Raw genomic sequence first — 16067 nt, 5'->3', positions numbered from 1 at the left:
TTGTTCCTTCGTATTTCAGCTATGTTTACTCAATGAGGTGATTGTATGTTTAGTCGTAGTAAATATCTATTTCGTGGACCCGTAACCACTCTGATGTTAGGGCTTCTTTCATTCCTACTCGTTATTGGTATCGTTAGTTCTCCTGAACAAACTTTTCAGACATCACTTCAAGGATTATCCTTGTGGTGGCACATTGTGTTCCCCTCACTGCTTCCCTTTCTAGTATTATCCGAAATGCTTATAGCCTATGGATGGGTTCATGGGATCGGAGTCCTGTTAGAACCGCTCATGAGAAGAGTGTTCGGTCTACCTGGAGTCAGTGGATGGGCACTTACAATGGGGATGACAATCGGCTTCCCTGGAGGGGCTCAGTCCACATTGCAAATGGTGCAGCAAGGTGACCTCACCTCCCGCGAGGCAGAACGAATGACATGGTTATCTCATTTCTGTAACCCCATGACAATCATCATTGTCATCGGAATTGGTCTATTAGATCAGCCATCTTCAGGCTACTGGTTACTAGGTATCCATTGGCTATCTGGCATTCTTGCTTTCCTTACCTCAATACCATTCAGCAGGCTAATTAGAAATAAGCAGGCTGGAACGCAAGAACTTACTAGACAACTTAACATTTCTAAATTACCTTTATTTAGAAAAGTATGGTCGGCTATCAACAAGGCACATGTTCGTGATGGACGAAGCTTCGGTAAACTCCTAGGTGAATCCGTAAGTCATTCGGTTCAGACACTGATGGTCATAGGTGGATATATTATTATGATGGCTGTCTTGATTCATCTTGTCAGTTATTACATCATCCCCGGAGTACCTACCTATTATTTAGCTGGCGTATTCGAACTACATTTAGGAGCAAAGGCTATCACTTCAGCTTCTGCCCTAACACCCATTATACAATGGTCCTTGCTATCAGCCATGCTAGGTTGGAGTGGACTATGTGCAATACTCCAATCGATCTCGCCACTCATTAAAAGCGGCGTACGATGGTTTCCTTTTATAATGATGAGATTGTTACACGGTTCCTATGCCTTTGTACTAACACTGTTCCTATGGAAACCAATGAAACTTTTAGGACTTGAGGCTCAACCCGCATTCTTCTATTGGCCAAATTACGCTACAGACTTGTCACCCATTTCTGGAATGTGGTCTCGTATCCTACTCATGCTCGGATGGCAAGGAATCATATTGATCATTTTACTTCTACTATCTTGGAGTATCGTCCTTACTTCTTCCCGCCGTTCTCCTTAACTTTCTGATGCAGGGCTTGTCCCACTTCTGGAGACACCCAGTCACTCAAATCTCCATGAAAATGTGCAACTTCCTTGACTAGACTAGAACTTAAATAGGAGTATTTGGGATTGGTCATCATAAAAATTGTCTCCACATCAGGATTCAACTTATGATTCGTAGAAGCCATTTGTAGCTCATATTCGAAATCCGTAATCGTCCGAACGCCACGTACTATGACATGCGCATTCTTATCTCTCATATAATTAGCTAGTAGATCACGGAAGCTGTCCACTTCTACATTAGGGATGTCTGCTGTCATTTTTCTCAATAAATCTTTACGCTCCTCAACTGTAAACAGGGCGTTCTTACTAAGATTGTTCAGCACAGCAACAATCAGATGATCAAACTGTTTAGATGCTCGTAAAATAATATCCATATGTCCCATAGTAACTGGGTCGAAACTTCCTGGATATACGCCGATACGTGGTACGCTAATGTATTGTTCCATGATGATCCTCCTCAACCGTAACCATTTCTGTTACCATCTTATCTGACTGATATTCATAAATTGTAATGGCCGATTCACCGTATAATGCTTTACGAATACATGTAAAAAAACTGAACTCATCCGGATACTCATATTTAGAATCATGCTCAATCACAATCGTTGCATCTTCTTGAAGCAGCGACTTTTCATGCATCTGCTGAAGTAGTTCATCAGCATTCGTCAACCGATATGGAGGATCTAGAAATACAACATCAGCAAGAATTCCCCTCTTAGCTAGCAGTTTAAGTGCCTTTTCAGCATCATTGCGGAAAACTTCTCCCTGACTCTCCAGTCGGGTTGCCTTTAAGTTTGCACGTATCGTCTCAATACTCTTCGGCTCCAGATCTATAAAAATGGCATGTTCCATTCCGCGACTTAAAGCCTCGATGCCCAAACCTCCCGTTCCAGCAAATAAATCCAATACGATCCCGCCTTCGAAATAAGGACCAATCATGCTAAATATCGCTTCTTTGACTTTATCTGTGGTCGGTCTTGTCCCTGTTCCTGGGACACTCTTTAAGGGTCTCCCCTTTGCGCTTCCCGATACAACTCTCACTGATTCTATTCACCCATTCTATTTCTAAGGATCAATGCTCTAATTCGCATTTTTATGACGATATCGTACCACACTCTTGTACATTTTGAAAAACGAACGGTTCAGAAAGTACTGATTAATCATTCAATATGTATAAAAAAGGTCGTTGAGGGAATGCTTAGTTTATCGACATCAAAAGAATGTCGTAGACAACCGCGGAGATTACTTACGTTTCCCCATAAGCTCTTCGTCTGGTTTCTCCTCTCCCATGAGGACGCCCTGTAAGGGGCGTCCAATTTTTTGTGTTTACATGTAGGAACTAGTGCTTGAACAAGTAGTGAAGGGTTACAACTACAATGACGGATTATTCTTACTACTTCGTGCATGCATTAATATCAACCTCCGTTCATATTCTAGATTCTCTTAATCTATCAAACGCTTGTGTTTCCTTTTTTATAATTACCCTATAATATAGGAATAATGATAGAATAATACTGGATTTATTTAACAAAGAAATCTAATTACATGAAGTGGGGGTTCCTACAATTGACTACTACAATATATTTTTCTTCTAATAAATTAGGTGACATCACGAATCAACAATTACAATTCATGCTTGACAGATTCAATCTAGGCAAGTTTATTTCTTCAGATAGAACAGCATATGGTGTGATGCAACAGACGATGTTTGTTTCTTCCACCAAGGGTGATTTTGTTCTAAAAGGAAATCCCCTTTTCGATGCACAATTCATAGAGGAAAAGTACTTTGTAGACCAATTGCACCAACATACGAAATTAAATGTTCCTTCGCCCTATCTGATCGACAAATCAGACGATATTTTCGGTTGGCGTTATTCCCTAATGCCTCGTCTACCTGGCAGTCATATTAATGCATCTGACATTCAAGCCCAACTTACAACCATGACAGACAAAGAAAGAATAGCTGAATTAATGGCCCAAACATTAGTCGAATTACATAGCTGGAAAGTCAAACAATATGGAGAGTTCGATCCTAAGAGTTACAGAGTACGTCCTTTCGAAGGCTCGTACAGAATTTGGTTATACAACACCATTAGATATTGGATCCATGATGCAACCAAGTACTCATCTATTACCTCTCAGGACATGGATTGGGTTGAACATATACTGCAAAGTTCACAACATGTCTTTGATAGCCTTCATTCACCAAATTTCGTAATGGGTGATTTCAAACCAGAGAATTTCCTTATCAACAAGCAGAACAATGAATGGAAAATCAGTGGCGTGTTTGACTTTACCACATCCTATTTCGGAGACGGAGTCGCAGACCTACCTAAGATGACTGCTATATATTGGATGAACGGCGAAAAAAATGTAGCACAACATTTCCTATCCCGATATATGATATTATCCGAGCAACAATCCTTCAAAGAGCGATTCAAAGTCCACATGCTTCATCATTGCGTATTACTATGGGGATGCGCCAAAGCAACGAATACCGTAACATGGGAGAAAGACCTTTCTTTTGCACAGTGGGCTGAACGCTTTACCGATTCACTCATTTAGTACAGACAACAAAATGACCTGGGAGCATTCCTCTCCCAAGCCACCTATATTATATATTAATTAACACATACCTAATCCCATTGTGATGATGACCAATAAAATAAAGAGTACAAGAATCGCTCCTGACGAATTACAAGGTGCAGGTCCAATGCCAACTCCTCCAACACATCCGCTCATGAATTTTCCTCCCTTCTAAAGGAAGTCTCGTTATACTTACAGAATAAACGCACGTGTAATAATAACTAATAAGATGAATAGAACCAAAATCGCTCCTGTTGATGTGAAAGGACTCGAGCCAACACCATAGCCAATTCCGCTCATTCCAATTCCTCCCTTCCCTTTAACATATTGTAGGATATGTTTCGATGCGTTTCATTGGTCTAGTCATTCCCCCATTTAATGTATTAATCATGCCCAATTCGCATAAAAAAAGAAGCCCTATTCAGAGCTTCCAAGTGAATCTTTAATGTTGCCACTTCTCTTTTCGTCATGCCTTGAAGACGCATATCAATCACTTTCTTCTTTGTCTCCAGACTGTATGAACTGAAAATTTGCCCTTTCTTGGCCAATATGATCACGAAAGGTTAATTCATTAGCGACTTATAAGGATGTGTTGGTTGTCCTTTAATGCCCATTCTAATACGAAAAAGATTACCCGATAACGGTTGCGCTTTCAAACCCTCAGCGTTCATCCCAACACATGCCGTCGTGATATAAAGGTCTTCCAAATCTTTGCCGCCAAATACACAGGATGTCACATGACCTGAAGGTACCGAAACCACATTTAGCAACTGACCCGTGTAAGGATTCCATCGAGCCACCCGTCCCCCATTCCACTCCGCAATCCAGAGCATACCTTCTGCATCCACTGTCATTCCATCTGGATAACCTGCATCTTCCGGCATTGTAAATACTGTCCGCCGATTACGGATGGTCCCAGTAGCCAGATCATAATCAAATGCATCGACTTGACGAGTAGGAGTATCTATAAAGTACATGATCGTACCATCTGGACTCCATCCTAATCCATTTGACGTGGAGACATTCTCTACTATTTTACGGACAGATAAATCATGGTCTAGACAGTAAAGTGACCCGCAATCCGCTTGACCTTTAAGGCTCATCGTTCCAGCCCAGAATCGCCCACTTGGATCACATTTACCATCATTAAAACGATTGTTAGGGATGTCTTGTTCAGGATTGGAGATAAGCGTAAGTTCCCCTGTAGATAAATGATATTTATGAAAACCTTCAAATAAAGCTACAATAACTTCTTCTTCCCGATAAGGAACAACAGCACCAATCAATTGTCCTATATTATAAACAACATCGTTACCCGAATCAGGATAGTAAATATGCAATAGATGACCTTCAATATCTACCCACAAAAGTCTATTGTAATTCGCGTCCCAACTTGGACCTTCACCTAATGTTGCATTAGCATGAACTACCACTTTCAATGACTGCATCTATAAGAACCTCCTAAAGGTTTTTGAGCCTATGATTACCATCCTTGATTCTTAAGCCAGCTAATACATAGACTTGTCCATTTGCCTACATCTGAAAGTTCCTTTGCGAGTCCCAACCCATGTCTTCCCTCTGGAAAAACATGCAGTTCATAAGGTATATCATGTCGGCTTAAGGAAAGTGCAAATTGGAGACTATTCTCAACCGGTACAGACTGATCATTAGCCGTATGCCATATAAAAGCTGGTGGCGTATCTAATGATACACAGGTTTCTGCACTGTACTGATTCACTATCTGTTCATCAGGTGAATGACCTATTAGTTGTTCACGTGATCCTGCATGCCCAAATGACTTCATGGTAATAACAGGGTAACATAGAATCATTAAGTCAGGTCTCGAACTTACACGTTCTACTACATGATCACTTTGCGGGTTCCCCAAATCATATGTCGTTCCTGTCATAGCGGCTACATGTCCACCTGCAGAGAATCCAAGTATCCCTATTCTCTTAGGATCGATACCGTATTCATCAGCATGTGCCCTCACATATCGCACAGCCTGACGACCGTCCATTTGTGGTGCAGGTCCATGATGAGGTGCAATTCGATATTTGAGTACAAAAGCAGAAATACCATGTTCATTAAGCCATCTTGCCACAGGCTCCCCTTCATGCTCTGCTAAATGGTGGTACCCTCCCCCAGGACAAATAATGATCGCACTCGAGCTACCTTTATGTATATAAGGAACAAGATGAGGCATATCCTCTTCTCGACCTTGGACCGCAAAAGGTGCTTGCTCTTGCCAAAGAGAAATATTCATGATGCTTACACTACCTTTCTATTCCTTCATCATCGTGAAGTTTATGAAATCATTATCATTCTAAACATATGAGTCTTTACAGTCTATAGCCAAATTAATAAATGCACAGGTTAATATAATATACGATATTGCTCTGGGGTCACCCCTTCAATCCGACGGAATGTAGCTACAAAGTGGCTGACATCGCGAAAGCCCACATGATGAGCAGTATCTTTGACTGTAATACTAGAATCACCTGTCATCCTTTCCTTCGCCTTACGGATTCGAAACATAATTAAATACGCATATGCAGTCATTCTGAAAGTCTGCTTGAACATCGTATTCAAATGACGTGGACTAATCCCAATCTCTGACGCCATCAACTCAAGACCCAAATTTGGATCACCATAGCTCTTTTCCATTAAAATAAGAACGGGTTCTAGCCGCTCTATGGCGTGTGAGATAGATGGTAGATTATTAACACGACCATGTTTCTTTAACAATATAAGGAATCGATACGTATCTCCTGACACATCAAGCTCGGATACATCCCGATCACTGCTAATTGAATCTAATACCCGTGCTGCATAGTTCTGCAACTGACTTTCCAGATCCCACTGATACAATGAAGATTGATTCAGTCCAAGTGAAGAAAGAATAGCATTCGCTTGAGTTCCCATAAATGTAATATACATAGTCTCCCATATATCCGAAGTGGGTTTATATTCATGCGGCTCATTGGGGAGTAATAGAACTCCTGAATTCTCTTTTAACAGTACAGTGTTGCCTCCGAATGTGAATTCTCCTTCTCCACGTATCGTTTGTAGCCAATGGTAGCAGGGATAACCACTAGGTCTATTAAAGTTCTCTTGCGCTTGATTAAATCCAATACTTTCCATATAGAGAGGGAGTTGTCGCTCTCCCATATTGGTAAAAAATCGACGGTGTTGTGCATGCATTGAAGTCCTTCCCCCATCCATCCAAATATCGACTAATTAGTTCCGTATTATTATATACTCATTAATTATTATTATATTTTAAAGGATATATAAATGATATATCATAGTATTATTCTTATATGAAGAGGTGAAGAACATGATTAGCAGTAAACTTCCAAAAATGTTCTACGGTGGAGACTATAATCCAGAGCAATACGATCATGCAACGCATGTAGAGGATTTGCGCATGTTTAAATTAGCTGGCATCGATATGGCCACTATTAACGTTTTTGCTTGGGCACTTAATCAACCTGATGAAGATACGTATAACTTCGAGAGACTCGATCAATTGATCGACAGCTTGTATGATAGCGGCGTGTATATATGCTTGGGTACAAGTACTGCAGCGCATCCTGCTTGGATGGCAACCAAATATCCAGATGTTCTACGTGTAGACACCAATGGACAAAAACGTAAATTCGGTGGACGTCATAATTCCTGTCCAAACAGTCCTACGTATCGCAAATATTCCGAGCGTATGGCTCTTAAGCTAGCAGAGCGTTACAAAGACCACCCTGCTATTCTTGTATGGCACGTCTCCAATGAGTACGGTGGAGATTGCTACTGTGATAACTGCGCGGCCGGTTTCCGTGTGTGGCTAAAAGAACAATACGGTACAATGGATAACCTTAACCGAGCTTGGAACACGAATTTTTGGGGACATACTTTCTATGATTGGGAGGAAATTGTGCCAGCCTCCAACCTTAGTGAGCATTGGGGCAATAATAGCTCCACATTCCAAGGTATTTCACTAGACTATGCTAGATTTAATTCAGATGGGATGCTGGATTGCTACCGTCTGGAGTACGATGCCATTAAATCGGTTATTCCAGAATCATTGATTACTACAAATATGATGGGATTCTATAAACCACTTGATTACTTCAAATGGGCTAAATATATGGACATCATCTCTTGGGACAGTTATCCAGGCCTTGATACACCGATCAGCTTCACAGCGATGGCTCACGACCTGATGCGTGGACTTAAAGGTGGACAACCTTTCATGTTGATGGAACAGACACCAAGTCAACAGAACTGGCAAGCTTACAACTCCCTGAAACGTCCAGGCGTAATGCGTCTATGGAGTTATCAAGCTATAGCCCATGGTGCGGATACCGTCTTGTTCTTCCAAATGCGTCGTTCTGCTGGAGCTTGTGAGAAGTACCATGGTGCTGTCATTGAACATGTTGGCCATGAGAACACACGGGTATTCCGTGAAGTAGCCGAATTAGGTAGAGAACTACAATTGTTGGGAGATACAACATTAGATACTGTGACTGAATCCAAAGTAGGTATTCTATTCGATTGGGATAACTGGTGGGCTGCAGAGAAGTCAAGCGGGCCAACCATTGCCCTCAATTATGTAGACCAAGTTCACAAATATTATGCTGCGTTATTCCGTCGTAACATTTCTACGGATATCATCAGTATAGATAGTGACTTCAGCAAATATGATATTGTCATTGCACCTGTCCTCTATATGGTGAAAACAGGTGTTGCCAAGAAGCTAGAAGATTTCGTTCAAGCAGGTGGAACGTTCTTAACGACATTCTTCAGCGGAATCGTTAATGAGACCGATATGGTTACATTAGGTGGATACCCAGGCGAGCTTCGTAAAATGCTTGGAATCTGGGTAGAAGAAGTTGATGCACTCTACCCAGATAAGTACAACAAAATTGTTATGAAAAACACTCTTGGCGATCTTCAAGGAGAATACAACTGTGGATTGCTATGCGATCTATTGCACAGCGAAGGTGCAGAAGTATTAGCTGAATATGGCGAGGATTTCTATCAAGGCATGCCAGTATTGACTCGCAACAAATTCGGTAAGGGTGAAGCTTGGTATGTAGCATCCGATCCAGATGATAAGTTCATCGATGGTCTCTTGAAATCCATTTGTGACGCTAAAGGAATCGAACCTTTGCTTGAAACACCAACAGGTGTTGAAGTAAGCCGTCGCTCCAAGGATGGTCAAGACTTCCTATTCATCATGAATCATAATGCAACAGAGCAAGCCGTTGAATTAGGACAACTTCAAGTTCGTGACCTCCTAACAGAAACTGACCTTACAGGTTCCGTACAAATCGCTGGCCAAGGCGTTCAAATTCTAAAGATGAAGTAAATAGAACTCAAAACCAAAACTAGTGTTTGACAAACATTGGTGTAGGATGCCGCTACAATGACGGATTGTCCTTACGATCGCTGTTACCCTCTGATTTTTTTGATTATATACCGCTTTAGCGGATGAAATCAGAGGGCAAAGGCGAACGCTACCGCTTCTTCAGGACAATTCCGTTACCTGCGCTACTTCGTGCTTCTTCATATCATCCGACCCAATCCCTTTTAGTTAGGAACTTAAGAACACGGAATCAGATGGAGACATTCGTCTTATCCTCTTGTTTAAATAAGTGTCATATTCCTGTGAAAGCGCAAGTTTTTCATTCGAAACTAATGATATCGTGAAGATATCTGCATTCATGCAGGTATTTAATCATAAGTAATTGAATTTGACCCATTAATAGGAAAAAAGATATACCATTGTAGGCTTTATACCTTATGACGTTGGTGTTGACTCTATAAAACTGTAGTAGGGTGGTTTTTAAATTACTTCTCAACGGATCAAGACCAGTGTAAGCTTTAATCGAGTCCAACCGTAATCATATTTCATCGAAATAGTCGAGCGGTAATTTCCGTATTGGGCCGTAAATAGATTGACGGATTGTCAGTTATAATAATATTTAGACCATAACAAGCTAGAGCCCACCTTTGTGTATAGGAGCTCTGGCTTGTTTTCGATGACAGCATTGATAATACCACCATTCTGTTCACCCATTGATGACCCTGTGATATAATAGACTGGTTCAACCACAAAATCAGCGATTGACTATTTAGCTGAAATCAGATGGCAAAAGATCCTATCTGATTTCGTGATCTTAAGTAATATGGCTTGAAAGAAGTACGTAGCAGCGAAGGTGACGGAATTGTCCTGAAGAAGCGGTAGCGTTCGCCTTTGCCCTCTGTTTTCAACCGCTATGCGGTATACAATCAAGAAATCAGAGGGCAACAGCGATCGGAGGGACAATCCATCATCGTAGCGGCATCCTACACCAATGTTTGTCAAACACTAGTTATGGTATTGAGCAAATAGACTTAACTATAATTTGTAATCAACGGGGTTGTTTAGATGGTAGTGAAATCAATAAGAAACGTCGGTATTTTTGCACATGTGGATGCAGGAAAGACAACAACAACAGAGCATATGCTATTTGAAAGTGGTACGATACGAAGTCTGGGCAGTGTGGATGATGGAACTTCTCAGACGGATCATTTGGAGATTGAAAGACAGCGGGGAATTTCAGTCAGAGCGGCCAACATTTCGATGGTTTGGAGAGACGTCCATGTCAATCTTGTAGATACTCCAGGCCATGTTGATTTTCTATCGGAGGTGGAGCGCTCTTTAAGAGTCATGGATGGGGCTGTCTTGATCATCTCCGCCGCTGAAGGCATACAATCCCAGACAGAAACCATCTGGCATGCGCTAGCTTCACTTGGCATCCCCACGATTATATATGTGAATAAGATGGATAGAGTTGGAGTCTCCGTAGACGGTATAATGGAACAGATTGAACGCCTACTCACACCTTTGGCTGTTCCATTACAAATTCCTCAAGGTGAAGGAGAACAATTCTCTGGAATCCTTCCCGTATGGAATACACAACAAGACGATCAGAACTTTGGAATAGATCTATCCAACGTAGTAGCTTCTATTGCAGATCAGGATGATGAGATCATGTTGCGATATATTGAAGGTGAACACATCCCAGAGGATGAACTCAAGCAACGATTTCAACGTCTCGCGAAGAGTGGGCAGTTATTCCCCATCTGCTTCGGTTCGTCCCAAAAGAACATTGGTGTGATCGAGTTAATGGATACGATTGTCGAGTATTTACCGTACCCTAAAGGTGAGTATGATGCTCCTCTGTCCGGTATTATTTTCAAAATTGAACGTGATAAAACGATGGGACGCACCGCTTACGTTCGACTGTATCAAGGCAGTCTGCGAAATAGAGATCTAATCCACAATGTAACTCGAGATATTCATGAGAAAATCACACAAATTCGTAAACTCGATGGAAGAAAGTTCATCGATCTAGGACAAGTATCCACTGGAGATATAGCTGCAGTCTATGGATTAAACCAGAGTAAGATCGGTGATATTCTTGGCAGTTCTGTTGGAATACCCCCTTTGGCAAATATCGCTGTCCCTCTACTTACAGTTCAAGTACATATTCAAGATGACCATCGATATTCGGACTTAGTCGAAGCATTACAGGAGTTAACAGACGAAGACCCACTACTTGATTTACAATGGCTTCAAGATGAGCGAGAGCTTCACCTTAAGGTTATGGGAGCAATACAGTTAGAGATTCTATCGAGTTTGCTAAAAAATCGGTTCGATCTCGATGTAACATTCGATAAACCTTCAGTCATATACAAAGAAACGCCCTCACTTGCTGGAGAAGGATTTATTGCGTATACGATGCCTAAACCATGTTGGGCCGTTCTGCGCTTCCATATCGAGCCCCTTCCACGCGGAAGCGGACTCATATACCAGTCTCAAGTACGGAGTGATGATCTTCTTATGCGATACCAGAATGAAGTGGCTCGACGTGTTCCCGAAGCATTACAACAAGGACTTCACGGCTTCGAAGTTACTGATCTCAAGGTGACGCTAACTGAAGGTGAACATCATGTATGGCACACGCACCCACTTGATTTCGTAGTGGCAACACCCATGGGCATTATGAATGGTCTTGCCAACACAGGTACGACGTTGCTAGAGCCTATTCTACGATTCAGAATAACGACACCAGAGGATTACGGCGGCAAAGTTCTTAGTGATCTCGTGCAGATGAGAGCTGAATTCACTCCCCCATCTATTCTAGCAGGTAGATTTATGGTGGAAGGTATTCTCCCCGTAGCGACTTCGCTTGAATATCCTGTGAAGCTTCGCTCGATGACGAGTGGAAAAGGTGTGATGTCTTCTTCCTTTGCTGGATATCAGGAGTGCCCGGCAAACGTCCAAGTGGATCGCCCAAGACGCGGCGTGGATCCTCTCAATCAAGCCAAATATATTCTAAGTGTAAGAAATGCGCTATCGCAGTTTTAATCGATATGATTGATTATGATTTTTCTTAATCAATAATGAGGAGGATATTATGGGTAAGTTTATTGGTTTTATGCTGTTGTGGAGGTTAGTTGGAAACCCGATCATTGCTATACTTATTCTTGTTGCAGTCATCTACTTTCTAGATCGGCGGTATGTAGGAGTATTCCCTAGCTTAACGAAACCTTTCAAAAGAATGAAGAAGATTTCCAAACTGCGCTCACAAATTCTAATGAATCCAAACGATGTCTCTTCCAAACACGAGCTAGCTTGCCTCCTTATTGAACGGAAGAAATACCAAGAAGCATTTGAGATACTCAGCAGCATTCAGGTCCAATTCGAACATTCAGCAGAATATTGGGATGATTTAGGTACGGCTAACCTGATGTTAGGTCACATCGAAGATGGCGAAGGTTATATTCTTAAGGCGCTCTCCATTAATCCACGAGTTAAATACGGCCAGCCTTACCTAAGGTTAGCATCCATATATCAGCGCTCCGATCACGGAAGAGTAGAGAAATATGTTCGACAGTATCAAGATATCCATTCTTCTTCATGCGAAGCCTGCTATCTATTAGGAATGATGTACAAGGAAATGGGACTCAAGGAAGAAGCACAGACTGCCTTCTCTGATTCCATTGATATCTATCGATCTTTGCCTAAATACAAGAAACGACAAGAACGGAAATGGGCTGTTCTAAGTATTGTGAAAAGAATGGGATAGGTCAATCATAATATGCACCCATCCCCCTTTTAATTGAGGAGGATGGGTGATTTATATTCCGCAACCCCTTGATGTCGATGATAAACAAAAGAACCCTACGCAAGCGGTCTAAATCCTAACCTATTTAGTTGTTCAGCAATGATTCGATAGCCATGGCCATTGGGATGGACTTGATCCAGAGAGAGCAGTTCCCTCTCCCTTCCCCTGAAAGAACCATATATATTGGCTACGGCAAATGTTCCGCTTGTATAGCTTTCTAAATATCGATTATATTGCTGAACATAATAGGATGCCGTCTCTACTTGCGGAAAAGGATTATATAACCCCACCGCTCGGATGATGAAAGGTCGTTTCGAGTTCGTCTTCAACTGATAAATAGATTCCATTATTCGTGAGAAGTTTATTTTACAATCTCTAAGTGTTTGATTGAAATTAAATTCCGATCCCGTCCCTCTAATCGAATTCGCCGCCCGAATCAAATCGTTCCCACCAATAGAGATCGTAATGATGTCTGCCTGACTCAGTAGATGTCTAAAGGTAGTACTCTGGGATATATACCCATACAATCCATGTGAAGTTAAACCATTAATCCCTAAATTATCATGGGCGACAAAAACCTGCAGTTTATGCTCCGCTAGCCTTTTGTATACGGGTACAAATCCGTTTCCAGGCATAGCCCCAAAACCAACCGTCAATGAATCTCCAATCGCAGTGTAATGGATGACCACAATACTCAACCTCCTGAATAGATCACTTAAATCTGAATATCTAATTACCATAGTTTATGAGTGTCGACTTCCATTGGCAACGGGAGAATGTACATTGAATTTATAAAAATGTGCATAGAGTACAACTCTATAGTTTAAAAAGAAACAGAAGTGCATCCCTTTTATGGATGCACTTCTGTTTCTACGATATATATCTTCTTTATTCCATTCCCATTATTTCCTGCGAATCCAAACACTCATCTCACCCGCTTCACGGTTTCCCCAGCTATTATAAGGTATAGCGCGTAACTTTACAGGTCTAGTTACAGTCTTTAAAGGACGATATAATTCATTTCCCCAATCGCCTTGTTCATCTAGCAGAGCATCTCCTTCAATAATCATCATTCCACCTAGAAGATCAGAATCAAACCTTGCTGACAATGGCTGATCAGTCAATACAGTAATCGAGGCTAACGGAGCATCATTATCAAATTCCTCCACACAATATACCAAGGGCCCACGCTGAATCGCGACTTTTCCTGCATTAACCCGTAACTGAGGATGGGACTGTATCAGTTGGACATCCATGGCCAGATCAAGTTGTACTATATCTCCTGCTTTCCAAGTTCTCTCTACTCTTGCATAACCATCGCGCATGATATCAGAGAGTGGACATTCTTCATCATTAATACGGAGTGTTGCATGCTGACACCAATCTGGAATACGAAGACCTAGTGTGAAAGTATGCTCATTCTCTGGAGTAAGCTCAATCTTGATCCTTCCATCCCAAGGATAATTGGTCTCTTGACGTATCTCTAAGTTTTGCCCGCCAATCGTTGCGCTTGCAACTCCACCGATATATTGGTTAACAACCAGTTCAGTGTCACTGACGGAATATATATATTCTCCTAAAGATGCTACAAGCCGAGCTACATTGGGCGGGCAACAGGAACAACCGAACCATTTCTGACGTACCGATTTAACATGATGCTTACCAGGATTGCCTTCCGATGCTTTAGGCCATACCTCTAATGGATTTACATAGAAATAGTGTTTACCATCAAGCGACATGCTTCCAATGACATTGTTGTACAGTGCTCTCTCAATAACGTCAGCATACTTACTATTCGATTCTATCTGTAACATCCGTTGTGCAAAAAATATTAACCCTATCGAAGCACATGTCTCTGCATAAATCGTATCATTCGGAAGATCATAATCAAAAGTAAATGCTTCTCCATGATGCGTTGAACCAATTCCACCCGTAATGTACATTTGTTTATCTACGATGTTATCCCATAATGTACGACAGGCTTGGAGTAAACCCTCATCTCCAGTCTGCGCTGCTACATCGGCCATCGCAGTGTACATATATACAGCACGAACTGCATGTCCATGCGCTTCCTTCTGTTCTCGAACAGGGGTATAACTCTGATTGTACTTCAAGTTAGGCCGGGAAGCGGGTCCTACAGACTGGCCTGGCCAGAATGGTATTTGCCCTCTTGCCTCCCACTCTTCCACGAAGAAATTCGGTTCTTGCCCTCGCTGGTCAAGAAAGTACTGACTGAGCCTTAAATATTTTTCTTGTCCTGTTACTTTATACAACTTCACCAAGGCAAGCTCAATCTCTTGATGTCCATCATAACCTTTAATTTTCCCATCTTCTATTCCGAATACAGTATCAATATAATCTGCGAAACAACTGACGACATCGAGGAATTTCCGCTTACCCGTCGCTTCATAATAAGCAACAGCCGCCTCAATCATATGTCCAGCTACATATAGCTCATGACAATCCGCCAGATTACTCCACCTTTTATCAGGTGCTTTTATTGTAAAATAAGTATTAATATACCCATCTTCCTGTTGCGCATCTGCAATCAGATCAATAGCTTCATCTGCTATCCTCTCTAGTGACGGATCTTTAAGCGTCGTTAGCGAGTAAGCTACAGCTTCCAACCACTTCGCTAAATCACTATCCTGAAAAACAAATCCTCCAAACTGACCTACTTCTTGTCCTGCAGCAATACGAAAATTACGAATAGCATAGCTTGGTTCTGCATCAGCTATCCGATCGTTCAATGCATCCCATTGATACGGAATAACAACATCACGAATAAGCTCGCCATACTTTGACCAGAACTGGTCTTCAATTCGTACATTTCTTAAAGGTAGTACTCGATAAGTTGACTTCATAATCTATTACACTCCCCTAGTTATGGCTATTTGAACTGATATTAACATAGGAGCATTGACATTGTCGGTAGACTCAATGATACTTTAGGTGTATAAAACTGACTTTATTTATTAATGTATAGGATGGTGCTTTT

13 protein-coding genes are annotated in these 16067 nt (G+C 41.5%); 5 read left to right on the top strand and 8 right to left on the bottom strand.

Annotated features, from left to right (window positions below; translation table 11 throughout):
* Positions 1-45 precede the first annotated feature (45 nt).
* Entirely contained in the window at positions 46-1263 is a 1218-nt protein-coding gene (locus ACP8HI_RS05355) for a nucleoside recognition domain-containing protein (protein WP_438350096.1), read from the top strand.
* Here the strand turns inward: ACP8HI_RS05355 and coaD are convergent.
* Together coaD and rsmD are read right to left on the bottom strand one after the other, a co-directional pair.
* Positions 1238-1753, bottom strand: a complete 516-nt coding sequence (coaD, locus tag ACP8HI_RS05350; protein WP_438350095.1) for a pantetheine-phosphate adenylyltransferase — start codon at positions 1751-1753, stop codon at positions 1238-1240. The genes ACP8HI_RS05355 and coaD overlap by 26 nt on opposite strands.
* Positions 1737-2348 carry a 16S rRNA (guanine(966)-N(2))-methyltransferase RsmD gene (gene rsmD / locus ACP8HI_RS05345; RefSeq protein WP_438350094.1) on the bottom strand — a complete coding sequence of 204 codons (612 nt, stop codon included), beginning with the start codon at positions 2346-2348 and terminating at the stop codon, positions 1737-1739. Before rsmD ends, coaD begins: the two co-directional genes overlap by 17 nt.
* Positions 2349-2873: 525 nt before the next feature.
* Here rsmD and ACP8HI_RS05340 point away from each other — a divergent pair.
* The gene (locus ACP8HI_RS05340; protein ID WP_438350093.1) at positions 2874-3872 is read left to right on the top strand and encodes an aminoglycoside phosphotransferase family protein; all 999 of its coding nucleotides are present in this window, start codon (positions 2874-2876) and stop codon (positions 3870-3872) included.
* A gap of 213 nt (positions 3873-4085) precedes the next feature.
* Here the strand turns inward: ACP8HI_RS05340 and ACP8HI_RS05335 are convergent, their stop codons facing one another.
* The 4 genes from ACP8HI_RS05335 to ACP8HI_RS05320 form a co-directional block, all read right to left on the bottom strand.
* Positions 4086-4193: a YjcZ family sporulation protein gene (locus tag ACP8HI_RS05335; protein ID WP_438350092.1), complete on the bottom strand. Its 108-nt coding sequence runs from the start codon at positions 4191-4193 to the stop codon at positions 4086-4088.
* 263 nt (positions 4194-4456) lie between these two features.
* The gene (locus tag ACP8HI_RS05330; protein ID WP_438350091.1) at positions 4457-5341 is read right to left on the bottom strand and encodes an SMP-30/gluconolactonase/LRE family protein; all 885 of its coding nucleotides are present in this window, start codon (positions 5339-5341) and stop codon (positions 4457-4459) included.
* A gap of 35 nt (positions 5342-5376) precedes the next feature.
* Positions 5377-6159 (bottom strand): alpha/beta hydrolase, encoded by a 783-nt coding sequence (locus tag ACP8HI_RS05325; protein ID WP_438350090.1) that lies wholly within the window; start codon positions 6157-6159, stop codon positions 5377-5379.
* 110 nt (positions 6160-6269) lie between these two features.
* A complete protein-coding gene (locus ACP8HI_RS05320) occupies positions 6270-7097 on the bottom strand; it encodes an AraC family transcriptional regulator (RefSeq protein ID WP_438350089.1) in 828 nt (275 codons plus the stop codon).
* A gap of 136 nt (positions 7098-7233) precedes the next feature.
* On the opposite strand from ACP8HI_RS05320, the gene ACP8HI_RS05315 reads away from it, so the two are divergent.
* The 3 genes from ACP8HI_RS05315 (at position 7234) to ACP8HI_RS05305 (ending at position 13030) form a co-directional block, all read left to right on the top strand.
* Positions 7234-9261: a beta-galactosidase gene (locus tag ACP8HI_RS05315; protein ID WP_438350088.1), complete on the top strand. Its 2028-nt coding sequence runs from the start codon at positions 7234-7236 to the stop codon at positions 9259-9261.
* A 1062-nt stretch (positions 9262-10323) separates the two neighbouring features.
* Complete coding sequence (locus ACP8HI_RS05310; RefSeq protein ID WP_438350087.1) at positions 10324-12309, top strand: GTP-binding protein; 1986 nt, start codon at positions 10324-10326, stop codon at positions 12307-12309.
* A gap of 49 nt (positions 12310-12358) precedes the next feature.
* The gene (locus ACP8HI_RS05305) at positions 12359-13030 is read left to right on the top strand and encodes a tetratricopeptide repeat protein (RefSeq protein ID WP_438350086.1); all 672 of its coding nucleotides are present in this window, start codon (positions 12359-12361) and stop codon (positions 13028-13030) included.
* Positions 13031-13125: 95 nt separating this feature from the next.
* Here ACP8HI_RS05305 and ACP8HI_RS05300 read toward each other — a convergent pair whose 3' ends face one another.
* Together ACP8HI_RS05300 and ACP8HI_RS05295 are read right to left on the bottom strand one after the other, a co-directional pair.
* Positions 13126-13758, bottom strand: coding sequence for a GDSL-type esterase/lipase family protein (locus ACP8HI_RS05300; RefSeq protein WP_438350085.1), 633 nt, complete (start codon positions 13756-13758; stop codon positions 13126-13128).
* Positions 13759-13971: 213 nt separating this feature from the next.
* Complete coding sequence (locus ACP8HI_RS05295; protein WP_438350084.1) at positions 13972-15933, bottom strand: glycoside hydrolase family 127 protein; 1962 nt, start codon at positions 15931-15933, stop codon at positions 13972-13974.
* Positions 15934-16067 lie beyond the last annotated feature (134 nt).

Origin of the sequence: Paenibacillus sp. FA6, assembly GCF_051550225.1 — a bacterium.
In the GTDB taxonomy this organism is placed as follows: Bacteria; Bacillota; Bacilli; order Paenibacillales; family Paenibacillaceae; genus Paenibacillus_AQ.
Note: the sequence above shows the minus strand (reverse complement) of the source record. Positions and strands in the feature narration are given on the sequence as shown.

Coding starts and splice junctions, on each gene's coding strand:
- ACP8HI_RS05355 (WP_438350096.1), top strand. CDS start 46: ATGTTTAGTCGTAGTAAATATCTATTTCGTGGACCCGTAACCACTCTG.
- coaD (WP_438350095.1), bottom strand. CDS start 1,753: ATGGAACAATACATTAGCGTACCACGTATCGGCGTATATCCAGGAAGT.
- ACP8HI_RS05335 (WP_438350092.1), bottom strand. CDS start 4,193: ATGAGCGGAATTGGCTATGGTGTTGGCTCGAGTCCTTTCACATCAACA.
- ACP8HI_RS05330 (WP_438350091.1), bottom strand. CDS start 5,341: ATGCAGTCATTGAAAGTGGTAGTTCATGCTAATGCAACATTAGGTGAA.
- ACP8HI_RS05325 (WP_438350090.1), bottom strand. CDS start 6,159: ATGAATATTTCTCTTTGGCAAGAGCAAGCACCTTTTGCGGTCCAAGGT.
- ACP8HI_RS05320 (WP_438350089.1), bottom strand. CDS start 7,097: ATGCATGCACAACACCGTCGATTTTTTACCAATATGGGAGAGCGACAA.
- ACP8HI_RS05315 (WP_438350088.1), top strand. CDS start 7,234: ATGATTAGCAGTAAACTTCCAAAAATGTTCTACGGTGGAGACTATAAT.
- ACP8HI_RS05310 (WP_438350087.1), top strand. CDS start 10,324: ATGGTAGTGAAATCAATAAGAAACGTCGGTATTTTTGCACATGTGGAT.
- ACP8HI_RS05305 (WP_438350086.1), top strand. CDS start 12,359: ATGGGTAAGTTTATTGGTTTTATGCTGTTGTGGAGGTTAGTTGGAAAC.
- ACP8HI_RS05295 (WP_438350084.1), bottom strand. CDS start 15,933: ATGAAGTCAACTTATCGAGTACTACCTTTAAGAAATGTACGAATTGAA.